Genomic DNA, 18434 nt, shown 5'->3' on the forward strand with positions numbered 1-18434 from the left:
AGATTAACCCTCCACATTATGATTTTTTCTTATTCAGCAATTGATCAACATAGTCTTCTTTGTTAACTTGACGTGCACGTGCTACCGATAATGCTTTTGATGGAACATTCTCTGTAATTGTAGAGCCTGCTGCCACATAAGCACCATCTTCAACTGTTACTGGAGCAACAAGGTTTGAATTACATCCAATAAATACCCCATTACCAATCACAGTTTTGAATTTATTCTTACCGTCATAGTTCACCGTAATTGAACCACAACCAAGATTCACGTCTTCTCCAACTTGTGCATCCCCGATATAACTCAAGTGTGAAGCTTTACTTCTATTACCAAAGACAGTTTTTTTGATTTCCACGAAGTTTCCAACGCGTACTTCGTCTCCAATAACTGAATCTGGGCGAATATGTGCAAATGGACCAACCGATACTTCTGTACCAAGTTTACTATCATGTACAGTAGATTGACGAATTGTCGTACGATCTCCAATTTCACTATCACGAATTACTGTATGCGGTCCAATTTCACAATCAGAACCAATTACAGTGTTCCCCTCAATAATTGTTCCTGGATGAAGAACTGTATCACTACCGATAATTGCATCAGCAGAAATATAAGTGTTACTTGGATCAATAATTGTAACACCATTTACCATGTTCTTTCGGTTGATACGGTTTTTCATAATAATTTCCGCTTGCGATAGAGCGACTCTGTCGTTAACACCTAACGTTTCATCGAACTGCTCTGTTTGATAAGCTGATACGATATGACCTTCATTTTTTAAAATCTCAATAACATCTGGAAGGTAATATTCACCTTGTACGTTATCATTTGAAACTTTAGAAAGTGAAGCAAATAAAGCCTTATTATCAAAACAATACGTACCTGTATTGATTTCTTTAATAGCTAATTCTTTCTCATTTGCATCTTTATGCTCAACAATCTTTTCAACATGACCATTCTCATTACGAACAATACGGCCATATCCAGCAGGTTCTTCTATGTACGCTGTTAGCACCGTCGCCATTGCTCCTGCTTCTTTATGTTGCTGAAGTAATGCTTCCATCGTTTCAGCAGTTATTAGCGGCGTATCACCACAAATAACTAAAGTTGTTCCTTCTTCATTTGCAAGTACACTTGCAGCTTGATCTACAGCATGTGCTGTACCAAGTTGTTCTGCTTGTAATGCAAACTCACTTACGTTTCCTAGCTGTTCTTGTACCATTTCAGCACCATGTCCAACAACCGTTACAAGTTTCTGCAATCCTAATTGAGATACTTGATCGACTACGTGTTGTACCATGGGTTTTCCACATACAGGATGCAGCACTTTGTATAGCTTAGACTTCATACGTGTGCCTTTACCTGCAGCTAGAATCACTGCAAATCTGTTTGACATATAGACCCTCCATCGCAACCTATTTATCCATTAAAGATATTATCCTAAATCATCATATATTTCAAGAAACACATTTTAACTATTAAATTTTACCATAATTCTTATAAGATGTTTTACTCTTTAGTATCTTTTTTAAGAAATAAGCTATACTATTTAAAATGATTTTGAAAAAATTAGTAGTTTCTTCTTTTTATATTAATGAATTATGAAATTTACAAATATAAAGTAAAAAAAACAAACTCCTGTAAATGCTTACAGGAGTTTGCTACAAAATTATAAGGCTTTTCGTCAAAGCCCTTTTCATTCGAATTTTACGAAGCACCTGCTTCTTCAAACTCAACCTCTTCTAACTCGCCTAAACGATGATACTCTGTTAAAACCGCATCTTGAATTTTAGAGCGTGTACCAGAATTAATCGGATGTGCAATGTCACGGAACTCTCCATCTGGAGTACGTTTACTTGGCATTGCTACAAATAATCCATTATTACCATCAATTACACGAATATCATGAACAACAAATTCATGGTCCAAAGTAATAGAGGCAATTGCTCTCATGCGGCCTTCTGTGTTTACGCGGCGTAATCTTACGTCAGTCACTTCCATCTTGTGTTCACCACCCTTTTCTAAATAAGCGATATATTTGTATAAATTCCACAAATTTTCTATTTTCCCTTTAATTTTTTAAAAATTTTTAAGATAAAAATTTTTAATGTAGTTGAATATAGAGATTAGTGGAGGTTATCGCTTACAAAAGGTTACTTAACTAGGGCGATTACTTCAATTTCAACGGAAACATCTTTCGGTAATTTTGCTACTTGCACACAAGATCGAGCTGGTTTATGAGTAGAGAAATAAGAGCTATATACTTCATTCACTGCATTAAAATCATCCATGTCCTTTAAAAATACTGTTGTTTTTACGACTGTATCAAATGAAGCACCTGCTTCCTCTAATACCGCTTGTAAATTTTGAAATACTTGTTCTGTTTGTACTGTTACATCTCCTGTTACAAGCTCCCCATTTTCCGTTAATGGAATTTGTCCTGAGCTATAAAACATATTATTTACAATAATCCCTTGTGAGTAAGGTCCAATCGCTTGTGGTGCCTTGCTTGTTTGAACAACTTTCATACTTTTCACCCTTTTATTATTTATTTTACTCTTTAAAAATAGTGTACGAAAGGCAGTTTGTCCATCTATTTTATAATCTATAAATAAAATAAAAAAAGATAGAGCTATCTGCTCTACCTTTTATTCAGCCTCTACAAGCCCTTCATCAAATGGTGCAAGAGAATAATTCCCTTTTTCCACTTGAATCGTTTTTTCTTTCACATCAACTTCCGATAGACGAATTAATGATACAAAATTATTAATTAGTCGTTCTTCAATATCTGTGGATTCTACTAATACACCAATACCAACAACATTAGCCTTGAACTCTTCTAACATACTCATCATACCTTGAATCGTTCCACCAGCTTTCATGAAGTCATCAATAATTAAAACATTCGATCCTTCTGGAAGGCTGCGTTTTGCTAATGTCATTGTTTGAATTCGTTTAGAAGAACCCGACACATAGTTAATACTAACAGTCGGACCTTCTGTTACCTTATTATCTTTCCTTGCAATTACAACTGGTACATCTAAGTAATTTGCCACTGCATAAGCAAGTGGAATCCCTTTCGTTGCCACCGTCATAACCGCATCAATTGATTGCCTAGCAAAAACAGAAGCAAACAAACGACCTGCGCCATTAATATGGCGAGGATTACTCAATAAATCTGTCATGTATAAGTAACCGCCAGGCAAAATACGATCTGGATTTTCAAATAAGCCACAAAGCTCATCAATAATTAGATCTGCCTCTTCTTCACTTATATACGGTATATATTTCACTCCTCCTGCTGCTCCTGGTATCGTTTGCAATGTGCCGACCCCTTGTTGTTCAAACGTTTGCTTAATAATAACTAAATCTTCACTAATGGAAGACTTAGCCGATTGATACCTTTCAGCAAAAAAAGTGAGAGATACTAGCTGACGAGGGTTTTGTAGCAAGTAATAAGTCATATCGACTAATCTTGTACTTCTTCTAATTTTCATACTCTCACCTCAAATCACGAATATTCTAAACAAATCATAACGTATTATACGTCTTTATTCAAGCGTTTCTCGCTCTCCTAATAAACGTACCGCATAGACCTGTTCACAAAATCCTTTTAACCCGTTATAAATGCGATGCATTCGAGAATCATGGTGTACAAGTCCAAATACAGTTGGACCACTTCCACTCATCAATACAGCATCCGCTCCGAATCGCTTCATCTGTGATTTAATACGTGCAACTTCAGGATGCATTCCAAATGTTACATCTTCTAAAACGTTACCAACAGTATCACAAATCCCTTTATAATCTCCAGAATTTATGACATCAACCATTTTATCTACATTTGGATGTGTAACTCGATTTAACTTTAAATTTCCATACACATCAGCAGTAGATACACCTATATGTGGTTTCGCTAAAATAACCCAACAAGAAGGCGGAGTCTTTATATGCTCAATTTTCTCTCCTCTTCCAGTGGCAATTGCTGTGCCGCCGTATACACAGAACGATACATCTGATCCAATTTCTGCGCCAAGCTCTGCTAACTCATCAATTGTAAGCCCTAAATTCCATAATTTATTAAGACCACGTAATGTCGCTGCTGCATCACTACTTCCACCTGCTAATCCAGCTGCTACTGGAATCGTTTTTTCAATAGTAATAGATACACCTTTTTTTACATTAAACTTCTCTTTTAATAATTTCGCTGCCTGATAAGCTAAATTTCGTTGGTCGTCTGGGACATACCGATTATGGGATAAAATTTCAATACGGTCTTCTGCTAATTCCGTTAGTTCTAGACGATCTGCTAAATCAATGGTTGTCATAATCATTTTCACTTCATGATATCCGTCTTGTCTTTTTCCCAGTACATCTAACGACAGATTAATCTTTGCTGGTGCTTTCACTAGTAGCTTCAATCTATTCACCCACTCTATGTACTCAATCTTTTATCGTTTATTTTACCATAAATTTATAGTAAGACGATGACACTTCCCTAATTATAACGAAAAGCATTCAGAATGAAACTACTTATGTAAAATGATGGCACCTTTTAGAGTACAAAAAGCCGAGGAATGTCTCCTCGGCTACCGTAGCATAGAAAGTATCTTACAACTACTGGTTTCGTTTCATTAATTGCTGTTCTGCAATTTCTATAGCACGTTTCACCATGTTACCAGCATCTTTCGCACGAATTCCGCCCCATCCTTCTTTCTGAACAACATCATAAAAGCCAAGCTCTTTTGCTAGCTCTTCTTTAAATTGGTTTGACATGACACCTCTTCGTCTACTCAATGCAGAGTCCCTCCTTATTTTGCTACGGTATAGTTAGTATGCAAAATAATATAGCTTTTCATTTATGGGAATATATGTAATGATATATGGATTATAAAATGACCTCATTATGAGGGTCTCCATAAAATGTTAACTCTACTGTCTCTGTTAAAACATCTGCATAACTATAAGATACACGTTGCAACGCATCTTCTTGTTGATCCAATTGAACAACAAAAACAGAACGGTATGTTTCTGCTAGTACACCTGATTGCTCCACAGTTTTTCTTCTTCCACTATTTGCTTTTAACATAAGTCGCTGTCCAAGATGGTGATCTAATTCGCTTTTAATTTCATCTAAACGTTTTGACATATACTTCGCTACACCTCGCTGTAATTTAGATTGAACACTTAAAGCACTATATATCTATCCTAATTATTAACCGCGATTCACAGCTAATATCATCTTGCGTTTGAATAGATAGAAGAAATACTATATTGTAAAAGTATCATTACGTAGTCTGTACGTTCTTGCCTCTTTTTATCCAAATTCATTTAAATCCTTCCATACAAAAAAGCAAGATACATATGTACCCTGCTTACTCTTCGTAATGTTGAAAAGGTAATCCCGTTCGTAAAATCCCTCTCGTTTCAATTCCACCTAGTCCCTTTTCACCAGTAATTGTATTACGTACGACATCCCATACATTGACTCTCTCCATAAATGAAGTAAAACTAATTTTACCAACTACATATACGGGATCTAGTGCATGAATATTAATTCTAGATGGTGAACTAGCGAAATTGGCCCCTGCACGAATTAGTGCCTCAAAGTGCGATTGACATGCCCCAGCAAAAATAACAAGTTGATCCAATGATGGATATTTTTTTCGCACTTCTCGAACAGCCTGTACAAAATGCCTTGAATGCCTATATGCCGCTAAATCTCCCTTCACTCCTTTCGATTTTGTATATGCATCATGCCCCGTAATAACGAGAATGTCTGGGCGAAAGTGATCTATTAAGTCTACTACTTTTTCATGCATCTCCGTTTCTTTACAATGAATACCTTGTACAGGAACGCCAATTTTGTTATATAAGTCTAAGCACTTGCGCAAATATAAAGGGTCTCCATCTATATGCAATACACGTCCCGGCATTTGAAAATAATTCACCTCACTTGTGTATCCACCAGTTGAAGTATGTTCATGCCTTTGTTTCATTAACACATAATCTTGTTGAAACAAACGATACGTGCGCTCCATTGTTTCTTTCTCACGCTTCACCCTTTTTTTATGTTCTCGTTGATCTATACTAATTAAATCTTCAAGTGGCGCATCCGCCACCAGTCTAATTTCCTCTCCAAACAATATAGCTATCTCGCCTTTTATTTCTATAATACGAAAAAGAATATCCCTCTTATGAGAATATCGTTCCACTAATTCTCCAACATGTAAAGCCATTCTCCTACCTCCAAACTCATTAGGCCATCTTACCTGTTTTTAAAATATGAATTTAGAGGGAGAAAGGTGACAAAAGGGACAGTTCAAGTTGAACTGTCCCTTTCATATTCTTATGATAATTTATGAAGAACCAATGCATTACTTAATGTTGCAAACTCTTCAATAGATAGCGTTTCGCCTCTTCGCTTTGGATCAATTCCTACTTCTGTTAAAATTCGATCCAATAATTCCTTATCTTTCGGGAAACCATTTAAATTATTTGATAAATTATTCATTAAAGTTTTACGGCGCTGTGCGAAACTTGCTCGTACTACTTCAAAGAAGAATGTTTCATCTGTCACCTCTACAACCGGTTTCGGACGCTTTAGAAGGCGAATAATTGCAGAATCAACATTTGGCTGTGGTACAAACACTGTACGCGGTACAGTCATAACTGTTTCAACTTCTGTATAATACTGAATGGCAATCGATAAAGAACCATACTCTTTCGTTCCAGGTTTAGCAGCTAAACGATCTCCAACTTCTTTTTGCATCATAACAACAAATCCACGAACTGGTAACTTTTCTTCAAGCAATTTAAATAAAATTGGCGTTGTAATATAGTATGGCAAGTTAGCTACTACCATTACATCTTGCCCTTCTTCAAATTGCTCATTAAATACTTCATGTACATCCGCTTTTAGTACGTCTTTATTAATAACTGTAACGTTACCATATGGTGCTAACGTCTCATCTAAAATTGGTAATAGTCTTTGATCAATTTCAAAAGCCACTACTTTTTTAGCACGCTTCGCTAATTGCTCTGTTAATGCACCGATACCTGGTCCAATTTCAATTGCACCACTTTCTGAACCAATTTCAGCATGATCGACAATACGATTTAATACATTTGTATCAATTAAAAAGTTTTGTCCTAAACTTTTTTTGAATGAAAATCCATACTTTTCAACAATGTCTTTTGTACGATTTGGCGTTGCGATATCCTTCATTTTTTTTCCTCCTGTATTACTTGCTTATAAGCTTCTCCAAATGATTCCTTTGAAACTTGAAACATCTGTAATCGTTTATGTAACTGTTTTGCATTTGTATAACCAATCTTTAATAGCTTACCCATTCTTTCTCTGCGGCTCTTTGCCATTTCTCCGCCCACTAAGCCTGCATCGACTAAATCACTCCAACTAATTTCACTTGTATAAACTTCCATTTCTTCATGTATATTCTCTAGAGCACGGCGGATCGACTCATTAGAAGCATGTTCGATCCCAACTCCCTTTTTCCTTTTAGCAAGCGCTTCTTCCTTCGGTAAAAAGGCATGCTTACAGCCGGGAACCTTGTCAGAAATAATTTTTCGAATACGCTCTCCAGGATAATCCGGATCTGTGAAAATAATAACGCCCCTTTTTTGTTGCGCTAATTTAACTTGCTCAATAACATGATCACCGATTGCTGAACCGTTCGTTTCAATTGTATCCGCATCAACAGCACGCTTAATCGCAACTGTATCATCTTTACCTTCTACAACGATAATCTCTTTTATTTTCATGCTTGCCTCCACACTCGTTTCGTCTCTACTTAGTAAAACAAAAAAATGACGACTTTTCCATTATTATTTTCCCCATTCTTATATTTTAAAAAATAGAATAGAAAAATCTTTGTTCTCTGTCCTTATTGTAACACTTCATCATTCACATTTATTTTCTTCATCACTTCTACTAGTGTTTTTTCAAAATAAAAAAGAACAGGTTTCCCCATTCTTTTTTATTCAACACCAAATAAAAATTTTGCATTTTTGGTTGTCATTTCTGCTACTTCCTCATAAGAAATTCCTTTTAAATTCGCAATTTCTTCTGCTACGAGTTTTACATAACTCGGTTCATTTCGTTTCCCTCGAAATGGATGCGGCGTTAGATACGGACAATCCGTCTCTATTAACAATTTCTCTAATGGAATCTCCGTAGCAACCTCTTTCGGCTTCTTAGCATTTTTAAATGTAACTGGTCCGCCTAACGAAATTAAAAAGTTCATATCAACACATCGCTCTGCTACTTCTACGCTGCCGCTAAAGCAATGCATAATGCCTCCTACTTCAGCTGCATTCTCTTCTTCTAGAATATCAACAATATCTTGAGTTGCATCGCGGTTATGTATAATAATCGGCAATTTCACTTTTTTAGCTAATGTAATTTGTTTACGGAATACTTCTTTCTGTATTTCTTTTGGAGACTTATCCCAGTGATAATCTAAACCCATTTCTCCAAGTGCAACGACTTTAGGATGAGAAGCAAGTTCTTCTAACCAAGCTAAATGTTCTTCTGTCATGTCAATTGCATCAACTGGATGCCATCCAACCGCAGCGTAAATAAAATCATAGGCTTCAGCTAATTCCATCGCCTTTTTTATCGTTACTTCATCAAAACCAACAACAACTGTATAAGTAACTCCCGCTTCTTTCATTCGGGCAATAACTTCTTGCAAATCTTCTTCGAATTGCTCTGCATTCAAATGTGAATGTGTATCAAACAACATAATACATAACTCCTTTTATATTGAAATCAAGTTTATTCTACAAAAATAAGTTCTTTAATAACTTAACGATAACAATACTACAATCTTAATGCAAAAATAGAGAGTGTAAAAAGAAAAAAGACGCTTCACACATGTTACACGTGAAACATCTCTTTTCTTGTCTTAATTACTTGATTTTTGTACCATTTGGTAGATTTTGATCAATTGATGCTAATGACAATACGCCATTCTCTTCACCCGCTAAAATCATACCTTGCGATAATTCACCGCGTAATTTTACAGGTTTTAAGTTTGTTACACAAATAACCTTTTTACCTTTTAGGTCCTCTGGCGAATAGAATTTCGCAATTCCAGAAACAACTTGACGCTTTTCTGTGCCTAAGTCTAGTTGAATTTTTAACAACTTGTCTGCTTTTTTCACAGGTTCAGCAGATAGTACTTCAGCTACGCGTAATTCTACTTTAAAGAAATCATCAATTGTAATTTCTTCTGCCTTCGGTTCTTCTTCTTTTTTCTCTTCTACTTTAGGAGCAGAGCTTTTCATTTGTTCCTTAATGTACTCTACTTCCACTTCCATTTCTAAGCGAGGGAAAATTGGGTTTCCTTTTTCTACTTTTGTTCCAGCTGGAATACAGCCAATTGTAGATAGACTTTCCCAAGATTTATGAGCCTCATCAGTAAGGCCAAGCTGAGCGAACATCTTGCTTGGTGCTACTGTTAAGAATGGCATAAGCATAATACCTGTTTGACGAAGTACTTCTGCTAAATGAGCCATTACAGAAGCTAACTTTTCACGATCATTCTCATCTTTCGCTAATACCCATGGTTGTGTTTCATCAATATATTTGTTCGTACGACTAACCAATTGCCAAATAGATCCTAACGCTACAGAGAACTCCATATTCTCCATTGCCTCTTCTACTTTTTTCAATGTATCTTTTGCAAACGTTACTAACGTTTCATCAAATTCCGTTACATTCGCTTTAAATGCAGGGATTTCTCCGTTAAAGTACTTATCAATCATAGCTACTGTACGATTTAATAAGTTACCTAAGTCATTTGCTAGATCGAAATTAATACGCTCCACAAATCCTTCTGGTGTGAATACACCGTCAGATCCGAATGGAACTTCACGAAGTAAGTAATAACGTAATGCATCTAATCCGTAACGATCGATCAATGTAACTGGATCTACTACGTTTCCTTTTGACTTACTCATCTTTCCATCCTTCATTAAAATCCAGCCATGAGCAAAGACTTTTTTCGGAAGAGGTAAATCTAATGCCATTAAAATGATTGGCCAATAAATTGTATGGAAACGAACGATTTCTTTTCCAACTAAATGCACATCTGCCGGCCAGAATTTCTTATACATCTCTTCATTTTCTGTTCCATAACCTAATGCTGTAATGTAGTTAGATAATGCGTCAACCCATACGTAAATAACGTGTTTCGGATTACCTGGAACACGAACTCCCCAGTCAAATGAAGTACGAGAAACTGCTAAATCTTCTAAGCCTGGTTTAATGAAGTTATTAATCATTTCATTCTTACGAGACTCTGGCTGAATGAAATGTGGATTATCTTCATAGAATTTTAATAGTCTGTCGACATATTTACCCATTCTAAAGAAATATGATTCTTCACGAACAAGTTCTACATCATGACCACTATCTGGACTTTTTCCTCCAACTACTTTGTCACCTTCCATAATTGGATCTACTAATTGATGCTCCGTATAGAATGTCTCATCTTGTACAGAATACCAACCTTCATATTCATCAAGATAAATATCACCTTGATCTACTAGTTGCTTAAAGATTTTTTCAACAACATCTTTATGACGATCTTCAGTTGTACGAATAAAATCATCATAAGAGATATCCATCTTCTCCCAAAGTTCTTTAATTCCTGCAACAATATTATCCACATATGCTTGTGGTGTAATATTTAATTCTTCTGCTTTTTTTTGGATTTTCTGTCCATGCTCATCAGTTCCTGTTAAATAATGAACATTGTATCCTTGCATACGCTTATATCGTGCCATTGCATCTCCTGCTACTGTCGTATAAGCATGTCCAATGTGTAATTTTCCACTTGGATAATAAATTGGGGTAGTAATATAAAAGGACTTATTTTCCTCTGTCATTGTTTTGGACCTCCCGAATAACCTCATATGTATTTATAAACAGTATATCAAAAACTCATATATAAAGTGAAACTTTAATCAGCGGGGTTTTTGTTCATCCCCACTGATTATTAGCCCACATCAATCGGGCTTTTACGAGCAGCCCGAATCTCACTTATCTTCTTTACCCCAACCTAATTTTGAATTTGGGTTCTTAATGCTCGATATCTTTATCATCTATTGCTCATATTCCAAAAAAATATACAATCTCCACTTAAAATTTGTTAATTTTTCAGAAAACAATGTAAATAATTGTGGAATTTCCTCTCAATCTATTATATATAAGAAATAAGAAATCTATAAATCTTTTTAAAAAATATAGAATTTAAGAATTGACGGAAATGTAAATGATTGGTATCATATGTCCATAGGGTATTTTGTCGAAAAATGACGAATCTAAAAATAGACTCGAAACTTATAAACTATTTATTTAGGAGGAAAAAAATTATGAAATCTACTGGTATTGTTCGTAAAGTTGATGAATTAGGTCGTGTAGTAATTCCAATCGAATTACGCCGTACTTTAGGTATTGCAGAAAAGGATGCTCTTGAAATCTATGTTGATGACGAGAAAATCATCTTAAAAAAATATAAACCAAACATGACTTGCCAAGTAACTGGTGAAGTATCTGACGGTAACCTTTCTTTAGCTGAAGGTAAAATCATCTTAAGCAAAGAAGGCGCTGAGCAAATCTTAAACGAACTTCAAGATTATATCGAAACAGCAAAATAAGCTTCTCAATTATGAGAAGCTTATTTTTTATCGACATGATAGATTTGATATACATCTCTTTTCGACAAATCTCGATCTTTAGCGACTGTTTTAATCGCTTCTTTTGAATTCATACCTTTTTCATTTATATAGTGTTCAATATGATCATATACTGAAAGAGATTCCCACCATTGTTCTTCTGGAGCAGGTTCTTCTGTCGAACCAGCTACTAAAATACAAAACTCACCACGTACCTCATTTTGCTTCGTCCACTCAATTGCTTCTTCGACTGTTCCTCGAATAAATTCCTCAAATTTTTTCGTTAACTCCCGACATAATACAATCTCTCTATTCCCCAACACTTCCTGCATCGAAATTAAAGTATCATCTAAACGATGAGGCGCTTCATAAAACATCATTGTAGTTTGTACATAACGAAGCTTTTCTAACTCCATCTTTCGTTCCTTTTTATTTCTCTGCAAGAAACCATAGAAATAAAACTGCTTTGTTTCAAGACCAGATGCAATTAATGCTGTAAGGGCTGCATTTGCTCCAGGAAGCGGAATTACATGATATTGCTCAGCTACTGCCTCAACAACAATATCGTAACCTGGATCAGAAATACACGGCATACCAGCGTCACTAACAAGTGCTACATTCTTTCCATCCTCTAATTTCTCTAATATTTTCTTCCCACTTACTTCTTTATTGTGCTCATGATAACTCGTGACAGGTGTTTCAATTTCAAAATAATTACAAAGTTTTTTCGTTTGTCTCGTATCTTCAGCAGCAATTAAATCAACTTCTTTTAAAATTCGGATTGCACGAAATGTCATATCTTCTAAATTTCCAATAGGAGTTGGTACTAAATATAAAACTCCCTTTTCATTTTGTTGAAAGCTTTTTTGTTGCCACATAGCGTTCTCCTTTTTGCATATATGCCTCTTTTTGTTTTCTCGTTAATTGCTTAAAGTAATACTCCGCTTGCATAGCTGTACGTTTATCATCATGGGTCTCTACATATTTTAAAACGACAGGAAGCCTGACGCGTGTATACTTAGCTCCTTTGCCGCTATTATGAGTCTGAATTCGTTTTTCGATATGGTTTGTATATCCAGCATAATAACTTCCATCAGAGCACTCTACCACATAAAAAAAATGCTTATTCTTCTCCATATAAAATTGAACGTATCTCCTTTGTATATTCGTTATTGTTCTCATATACAACGAGAGGTGGTAAAATTTTTAAATCTGCATTTCCATCCTTAATTCCTTCAATTAACAATGTATTTGCTTCTTTTCCAACCTTAGGATAAACAAATCGCACACGCTTTGGTTCAATTCTATATTTACGCATTAATGTGACAATGTCGAGTAATCGCCCTGGACGATGTACAAACGCCACTTTCCCACCTTGTTTTACTAACTGACTACTTGCAGATACAACATCTTCTAATGTACACATAATTTCATGACGAGCTATCGCTAAATGTTCATTCATATTTTTCTCTGAAGTTTGAGGTGTTTGAAAATATGGTGGATTACATGTAACAACATCATATTGATGACGTCCGAGTTTCTCTGGCATATCTTTCAAATCTCCATGTATGAGGTGAATTCTTTCTTCCAGCCCATTATATTGAACACTTCTTACTCCCATATCATATAAGCGTTCTTGAATTTCCACACCAGTAATCTTTCCTTTTGTTCTTGTACTTAATAGAAGGGGGACAACTGCGTTACCTGTACACAAATCAAGTAAATTCCCCTTTTGAATTGGTACCCATGCAAAATCTGCCAGTAAAACAGCATCTAAAGAAAAATTAAATACTGATGGGCTTTGTATAATCTTCATGTCTTGCGCTAATAAGTAATCTAAACGTTCATCTTCATATAAATTCATATACTGCTCCTTTTCTTACCCTTAACCTACCCTATTTCATGTATAAAAAATTACCTTTCCAATTATAATTGGAAAGGTAATTTCACTTTTTATTTAAGAATGACAGACAGAACAAACAATCTCCCTCTTTACGTACACTTCCATAATGTAGATTGCAAATATGAAAACCTTCTTGATACAGTCTCGCTAAATTGTCATAACCTTCACCAATATCTGTCTTCGGCTTCACTTCTTTACGCTTTTGAGTTTTTTGTTTTTCTTTATTCTGCACTTCTTCAAAACGGTGTCGCAAATTGTTATTTTCCATTTTTATATGCTGGTTTTCTTCCAACAACTCTGCAAGATGCTGTTTTAACTCTCCCAACTGTTTGTATAAATGTCCAATTTGCTCTTCCATACTAGAAACCGATTCAAAAATATCTTTTTTCTCCACAAGCACCCACCTCATTAATCTGTGGTTTGACTCGAAACGACCCCTTTATTCACTAACTCATCTAACGTATATTCTACTATCCGTTCCTTGTCTACTAGTTCCACTTGAATTAATCTTTCTAAAATATTTAATCCGATAACACGGCCAGTACCATGCGGGGTTTGTATACGTTGATCTAAATCAGGAAGTTGTTCCTTTGCTGCCTCATATTCATCATTCTCATATTTTAAGCAACACATTAAGCGACCACATAAACCAGAGATTTTTGCAGGATTTAATGATAAATTTTGATCCTTTGCCATTTTGATGGATACAGGTTCAAAATCTCCTAAAAAAGTAGAACAACAAAGCATACGACCACATGGACCAATACCACCTAGCATCTTCGCTTCATCACGAACACCAATTTGTCTTAGTTCAATTCTTGTTCTAAAAATTGCCGCTAAGTCCTTCACTAGTTCGCGGAAATCGATCCGACCATCCGCAGTAAAATAGAAAATAATCTTATTACGATCGAATGTATACTCTACATCTACAAGTTTCATATCAAGATTATGCTCTACTACCTTTTGTTGACAGACTTGATATGCTTCTTTTGCAGCATGTTTGTTCTCTTCAACAATGGTACGATCATTTTCATTTGCAATACGAATAACCTTTTTTAGCGGTAATACAACGTCGTTTTCATCAACTTGCTTTTTGGTAATAACTACTTTTCCGTATTCAATACCTCTTACCGTTTCTACAATGACAAACTCATTTTCAGAGATATCGAACTGATTTGGATCAAAGTAATATACCTTTCCGGCCTTCTTAAAGCGAACACCTACTACATCATACAAAACGGTCATCCCTCCTGCAACCGCAACACTAACTGTTCGAACACAAGCTGCGCATTTACATTAGCGTTGATTCTATTTTTTGCCTCTAATATATTAAAGAGAGCTGATACAATGCGCTTCTGAGCATAGGAAAACGATTCAAACATCTCTTTCTGCTCATGAAAAACAAGACGATCTTCTTCTCCAAGTTGAACATATAGTAAATCCTTATAAATAAGGAGTAACATATCTAAACCTTGTTGTAATTGTTCTTTCTCTCCAAAGTGTTTTCCCCATTTTTCTTGTACAAAAAAAATAGAGGTTTTATCTTTTTCGAGCGCTTCACATAATTTTATCACTAAAGCTCGTGCTTGTGCAAACCATTCATCACTACATAAAGCTAAAGCTTCATCAAAACTATTTGTGAGTTGAGCAGCAAGTGTCGATAAAGATGCTGTAATACCTTCTTCCTGTAATCTTCTAATTAAAGATTCCGTAGGTAACGGTCTAAACGTAACAACTTGGCAGCGAGATAAAATCGTATTTAAAATTTGATGACTTTGTTCAGTAAGTAAAATAGCGGTTGTATCACTACTTGGTTCTTCTAAAAATTTCAAAAGTGTATTTGCCGCATTTGCTGTCATACGATCTGCGTGCTCAATAATATATAATTTTTTATTTGCCTCTAATCCTGTTTTTGAAAACTCTTCTTGTAAATCATGAATTTGCTGCTTCTTAATAGATAATCCGTCTGGTTTTACAATATGTAAGTTAGGGTGGTTACCTGAATCAATTCGCTTACAATTTGTGCATACATGGCAGGGCTCTACTCCATTCCGCTGAGAACAGAGGAAACTCTTTGCCATTTGAATTGCTGTCGCAAACTTTCCCGTACCTTTCCCTCCCTCTAACAAGTAAGCGTGGGATATACGCTCTTTTGCAATGCTATTCATCAACATTTTTACACCGATGGGTTGTATAGCAGAAAGCTGCTCCCACGTCTTCATCATAATGCATACCTCACTTATTTCATTCTTTCCTTCTATTATAACAATTTATCTTCTATAATCTGAACAACTTCTTCTATAAGTTTTTCCATCGGCTGATCAGCATTTACCAATACAATACGATCCGAGAAACGTTCTACAACTTGTAAATACCCTTCGCGCACACGTTTATGGAAAGAGATATCTTCCATATCTAGTCGATTTACTTCACGTCCTGCATCTTTTTCAATTCGAGCCAAACCAACCTCAGGCTCAATGTCTAGATAAATTGTTAAACTAGGCATACAGTCCTCTGTTGCGAAACGATTTATTTCAAATACCTTATCCATACCCAACCCTCTTGCATAGCCTTGATATGCTAAAGAACTATCTATAAAACGATCACATAGCACGAGATAGTTCTCATTAAGTGCTGGCATAACTTTTTCTACTAAATGCTGTCTGCGCGCAGCAGCATAAAGAAGCGCTTCTGTACGTGCTTCCATCATCGTATATTCTTGTTTATGTAAAATCGTCCTAATGTCCTCAGAAATTGCAATACCACCTGGTTCCCTTGTCGCCATTACCTTTTGTGCTTTTTGTTCAAAATATGGTAATAAGCTTTTAATTAACGTTGTTTTACCTGAACCTTCTGGACCCTCAATTGTTACAAATAATCCCTTCATCCTAAAACCTACTTTCTATATCATACACTTTCATATATTTCGTATTACCTTGAAAACGAGCTCCTGCTCTCTCTAAATACATAATTTGCTCTTTATGCTCTGAAGTAATTCTCTCTCCATACATAACCAATGGAATTCCAGGTGGATACGGAATTACCATTTCCGCCGCTATCATTCCAACAGCCTCTTCTATAGATACTATCTTTGTTCCATATCCTTCTAGTTGTTTATACGTATACGGCAAAGGAGAGAATTCACCTTTATAAGTATAACGAATAGATTCCCTCTTGTCTTTCACGTCATAATGTTGCAATGCTACTCGGATCATCTCTATAACCTTCATATACTCCTCATTTACTTGCAGGGGTAAAATAAATAGGACATTGTACGGATCAGCCATCTCTGTATATATACCGACATTTTCAAATACGGACTGTAATTCGTACCCTGATAACTGACAACGAGTTTGTACGGTAACCTTTAGCTCGTCTTGTAACGGATATTCTAAAATGGCGATTTGTGGAATAGAACGTAACTGTTCCTTAAATCTCCGTAAAAACTCAACAATTTCACCATGTCCTTCTTCTTTTATACGCGCCATTGTAAAGCGTGCTATATCCAAGGAAGCCATAATTGGATACGATGGACTACTAGATTGTAGCATACTTAAATAAGTAGTAACCTTCTCTTCGTCTACTAAGTGACCATTTATATGTAAATAGGAACCCATTGTCATTGCGGGTAATGTTTTATGTGCAGAATGAACTACAATATCTGCACCATATGTTAACGCTGATTTTGGGAATGGTTCTCCCAAACAAAGATGTGCCCCATGTGCCTCATCTACCAAAACAGGGATTTTATGTGCATGTGCAAAAGCGATGCTTGCCTCTAAATCCATCCCCATACCATAATAATTAGGATGCGTTAAAATGAGTGCTTTCGCATTTGGATATTTTCCAATTGCTTTCTTAATAATTTCATTACGAACTCCCACTGGTACGTTATAAGCTTCATCAATCCATGGATCTAAAAAAATGGGATTTGCTCCCGCTAGTTTTAAACCATTAATAATTGATTTATGACAATTTCTTTGTACAAGAACAATATCATGTTCCCTGCAACAAGACAAAATCATTGCTAAGTTCCCGACTGTTGAACCATTAATTAAAAAATAACTTCTCTTTGTATCATACACTTCAGTCAATAATTGTTGTGCCTCATCTATACATTCAAACGGACTATGCAAATCATCCAGTCCTGCTAACTCAGTTACATCAATAGATAGAATATCTTTAAACTCTCTTATTGCCTTCTGAGGGAAGTTTAAACCATTCTTATGACCTGGAACATGAAAAGATAACGCCCCTCTTTCTTTAAACTCTATTAACGCCTCATATAAAGGCATATGATTTTGATTCATCTACATCTCTTCCTTATAATTCATTCTCCATCTATTATACAGAACAAAAAAAATAATAGGCATATGCCTATTTAAAAATATGATACTTCTAATTTTCGAAGTTGCTTTAAATAATGTATATATTTTGGATCATCTGTCTCTGTGTTCACCATATCCTTTTCACATTCATAACATATTAAATTATTATAAACATATATACCTTCTTTTCTTTTTGTCTCACAAACAATACAAACTTCACTTTGTAATTTCATAACCTTCCCTCCCTATTTAAGTGAACCTATTTTATACTTCTAATCCTTAACAATTTCCAGAAAAATATACACCCATCTCTTATATAATATGATTAACTCTTGGGCAACGTGTTTGTATTACCATTACTTCTTTCCCATTCTTTTTAACAATACAAAAAAACACGAGTCAAATGACTCGTGTTTTAGTTGCTTGGCGACGTCCTACTCTCACAGGGACAAGGTCCCAACTACCATCGGCGCTAGAGAGCTTAACTTCCGTGTTCGGTA

Annotated in this window: 22 protein-coding genes and 1 rRNA gene; 1 reads left to right on the top strand and 22 read right to left on the bottom strand. The window is 35.5% G+C overall.

Features of this window, described 5'->3' with window-relative positions:
• Nucleotides 1–16: 16 nt before the first annotated feature.
• From glmU to metG, 12 genes are all read right to left on the bottom strand, one after another.
• Complete coding sequence (glmU, locus tag ACLBXA_RS28445) at nucleotides 17–1396, bottom strand: bifunctional UDP-N-acetylglucosamine diphosphorylase/glucosamine-1-phosphate N-acetyltransferase GlmU (protein WP_000071039.1); 1380 nt, start codon at nucleotides 1394–1396, stop codon at nucleotides 17–19.
• 311 nt (nucleotides 1397–1707) lie between these two features.
• Complete coding sequence (gene spoVG, locus ACLBXA_RS28450) at nucleotides 1708–2001, bottom strand: septation regulator SpoVG (RefSeq protein ID WP_000454041.1); 294 nt, start codon at nucleotides 1999–2001, stop codon at nucleotides 1708–1710.
• A 152-nt stretch (nucleotides 2002–2153) separates the two neighbouring features.
• Entirely contained in the window at nucleotides 2154–2528 is a 375-nt protein-coding gene (locus ACLBXA_RS28455; protein WP_000869823.1) for a RidA family protein, read from the bottom strand.
• A 120-nt stretch (nucleotides 2529–2648) separates the two neighbouring features.
• Nucleotides 2649–3497, bottom strand: coding sequence for a pur operon repressor (gene purR / locus ACLBXA_RS28460; RefSeq protein WP_000702467.1), 849 nt, complete (start codon nucleotides 3495–3497; stop codon nucleotides 2649–2651).
• A 54-nt stretch (nucleotides 3498–3551) separates the two neighbouring features.
• Nucleotides 3552–4421: a 4-(cytidine 5'-diphospho)-2-C-methyl-D-erythritol kinase gene (gene ispE / locus ACLBXA_RS28465; protein WP_000772104.1), complete on the bottom strand. Its 870-nt coding sequence runs from the start codon at nucleotides 4419–4421 to the stop codon at nucleotides 3552–3554.
• Nucleotides 4422–4617: 196 nt separating this feature from the next.
• Nucleotides 4618–4797 carry an acid-soluble spore protein SspF gene (gene sspF, locus ACLBXA_RS28470; protein WP_002094215.1) on the bottom strand — a complete coding sequence of 60 codons (180 nt, stop codon included), beginning with the start codon at nucleotides 4795–4797 and terminating at the stop codon, nucleotides 4618–4620.
• A gap of 91 nt (nucleotides 4798–4888) precedes the next feature.
• Complete coding sequence (veg, locus tag ACLBXA_RS28475) at nucleotides 4889–5149, bottom strand: biofilm formation stimulator Veg (RefSeq protein WP_000044347.1); 261 nt, start codon at nucleotides 5147–5149, stop codon at nucleotides 4889–4891.
• Nucleotides 5150–5375: 226 nt separating this feature from the next.
• A complete protein-coding gene (yabG, locus tag ACLBXA_RS28480; protein ID WP_001173734.1) occupies nucleotides 5376–6239 on the bottom strand; it encodes a sporulation peptidase YabG in 864 nt (287 codons plus the stop codon).
• Between the two features lie 110 nt (nucleotides 6240–6349).
• Nucleotides 6350–7228, bottom strand: coding sequence for a 16S rRNA (adenine(1518)-N(6)/adenine(1519)-N(6))-dimethyltransferase RsmA (gene rsmA / locus ACLBXA_RS28485; RefSeq protein ID WP_000651548.1), 879 nt, complete (start codon nucleotides 7226–7228; stop codon nucleotides 6350–6352).
• The gene (rnmV, locus tag ACLBXA_RS28490; protein ID WP_000692842.1) at nucleotides 7225–7782 is read right to left on the bottom strand and encodes a ribonuclease M5; all 558 of its coding nucleotides are present in this window, start codon (nucleotides 7780–7782) and stop codon (nucleotides 7225–7227) included. The genes rsmA and rnmV overlap by 4 nt, the downstream gene beginning before the upstream one ends.
• Nucleotides 7783–7997: 215 nt before the next feature.
• Nucleotides 7998–8765 carry a TatD family hydrolase gene (locus ACLBXA_RS28495; RefSeq protein WP_000895845.1) on the bottom strand — a complete coding sequence of 256 codons (768 nt, stop codon included), beginning with the start codon at nucleotides 8763–8765 and terminating at the stop codon, nucleotides 7998–8000.
• 166 nt (nucleotides 8766–8931) lie between these two features.
• Entirely contained in the window at nucleotides 8932–10914 is a 1983-nt protein-coding gene (metG, locus tag ACLBXA_RS28500) for a methionine--tRNA ligase (RefSeq protein WP_000134138.1), read from the bottom strand.
• A gap of 486 nt (nucleotides 10915–11400) precedes the next feature.
• Between metG and ACLBXA_RS28505 the strand changes: the two genes are divergently transcribed.
• Nucleotides 11401–11685, top strand: coding sequence for an AbrB/MazE/SpoVT family DNA-binding domain-containing protein (locus ACLBXA_RS28505; RefSeq protein ID WP_000843036.1), 285 nt, complete (start codon nucleotides 11401–11403; stop codon nucleotides 11683–11685).
• 20 nt (nucleotides 11686–11705) lie between these two features.
• On the opposite strand, the gene rsmI is transcribed toward ACLBXA_RS28505, so the two are convergent.
• From rsmI to rrf, 10 genes are all read right to left on the bottom strand, one after another.
• Nucleotides 11706–12581: a 16S rRNA (cytidine(1402)-2'-O)-methyltransferase gene (gene rsmI / locus ACLBXA_RS28510; RefSeq protein WP_000267816.1), complete on the bottom strand. Its 876-nt coding sequence runs from the start codon at nucleotides 12579–12581 to the stop codon at nucleotides 11706–11708.
• The gene (locus ACLBXA_RS28515) at nucleotides 12550–12840 is read right to left on the bottom strand and encodes a GIY-YIG nuclease family protein (RefSeq protein WP_000414350.1); all 291 of its coding nucleotides are present in this window, start codon (nucleotides 12838–12840) and stop codon (nucleotides 12550–12552) included. Before ACLBXA_RS28515 ends, rsmI begins: the two co-directional genes overlap by 32 nt.
• Nucleotides 12827–13567: a tRNA1(Val) (adenine(37)-N6)-methyltransferase gene (locus ACLBXA_RS28520; RefSeq protein WP_001055357.1), complete on the bottom strand. Its 741-nt coding sequence runs from the start codon at nucleotides 13565–13567 to the stop codon at nucleotides 12827–12829. Before ACLBXA_RS28520 ends, ACLBXA_RS28515 begins: the two co-directional genes overlap by 14 nt.
• A gap of 82 nt (nucleotides 13568–13649) precedes the next feature.
• The gene (gene yabA / locus ACLBXA_RS28525; protein WP_000412063.1) at nucleotides 13650–14000 is read right to left on the bottom strand and encodes a DNA replication initiation control protein YabA; all 351 of its coding nucleotides are present in this window, start codon (nucleotides 13998–14000) and stop codon (nucleotides 13650–13652) included.
• 14 nt (nucleotides 14001–14014) lie between these two features.
• Nucleotides 14015–14842 (bottom strand): PSP1 domain-containing protein, encoded by an 828-nt coding sequence (locus ACLBXA_RS28530; RefSeq protein ID WP_000272429.1) that lies wholly within the window; start codon nucleotides 14840–14842, stop codon nucleotides 14015–14017.
• Between the two features lie 5 nt (nucleotides 14843–14847).
• The gene (gene holB, locus ACLBXA_RS28535; protein ID WP_000978578.1) at nucleotides 14848–15831 is read right to left on the bottom strand and encodes a DNA polymerase III subunit delta'; all 984 of its coding nucleotides are present in this window, start codon (nucleotides 15829–15831) and stop codon (nucleotides 14848–14850) included.
• A gap of 35 nt (nucleotides 15832–15866) precedes the next feature.
• A complete protein-coding gene (gene tmk, locus ACLBXA_RS28540) occupies nucleotides 15867–16493 on the bottom strand; it encodes a dTMP kinase (RefSeq protein WP_000677218.1) in 627 nt (208 codons plus the stop codon).
• A gap of 1 nt (nucleotide 16494) precedes the next feature.
• On the bottom strand, nucleotides 16495–17916 hold the full coding sequence (locus ACLBXA_RS28545) for an aminotransferase class I/II-fold pyridoxal phosphate-dependent enzyme (RefSeq protein WP_001073003.1): 1422 nt from the start codon (nucleotides 17914–17916) through the stop codon (nucleotides 16495–16497).
• A 71-nt stretch (nucleotides 17917–17987) separates the two neighbouring features.
• The gene (locus ACLBXA_RS28550) at nucleotides 17988–18167 is read right to left on the bottom strand and encodes a sigma factor G inhibitor Gin (RefSeq protein WP_000776279.1); all 180 of its coding nucleotides are present in this window, start codon (nucleotides 18165–18167) and stop codon (nucleotides 17988–17990) included.
• A gap of 188 nt (nucleotides 18168–18355) precedes the next feature.
• Nucleotides 18356–18434, bottom strand: a 5S ribosomal RNA gene (gene rrf, locus ACLBXA_RS28555); the annotation flags it as partial.

The organism is Bacillus sp. D48C (genome assembly GCF_053345735.1).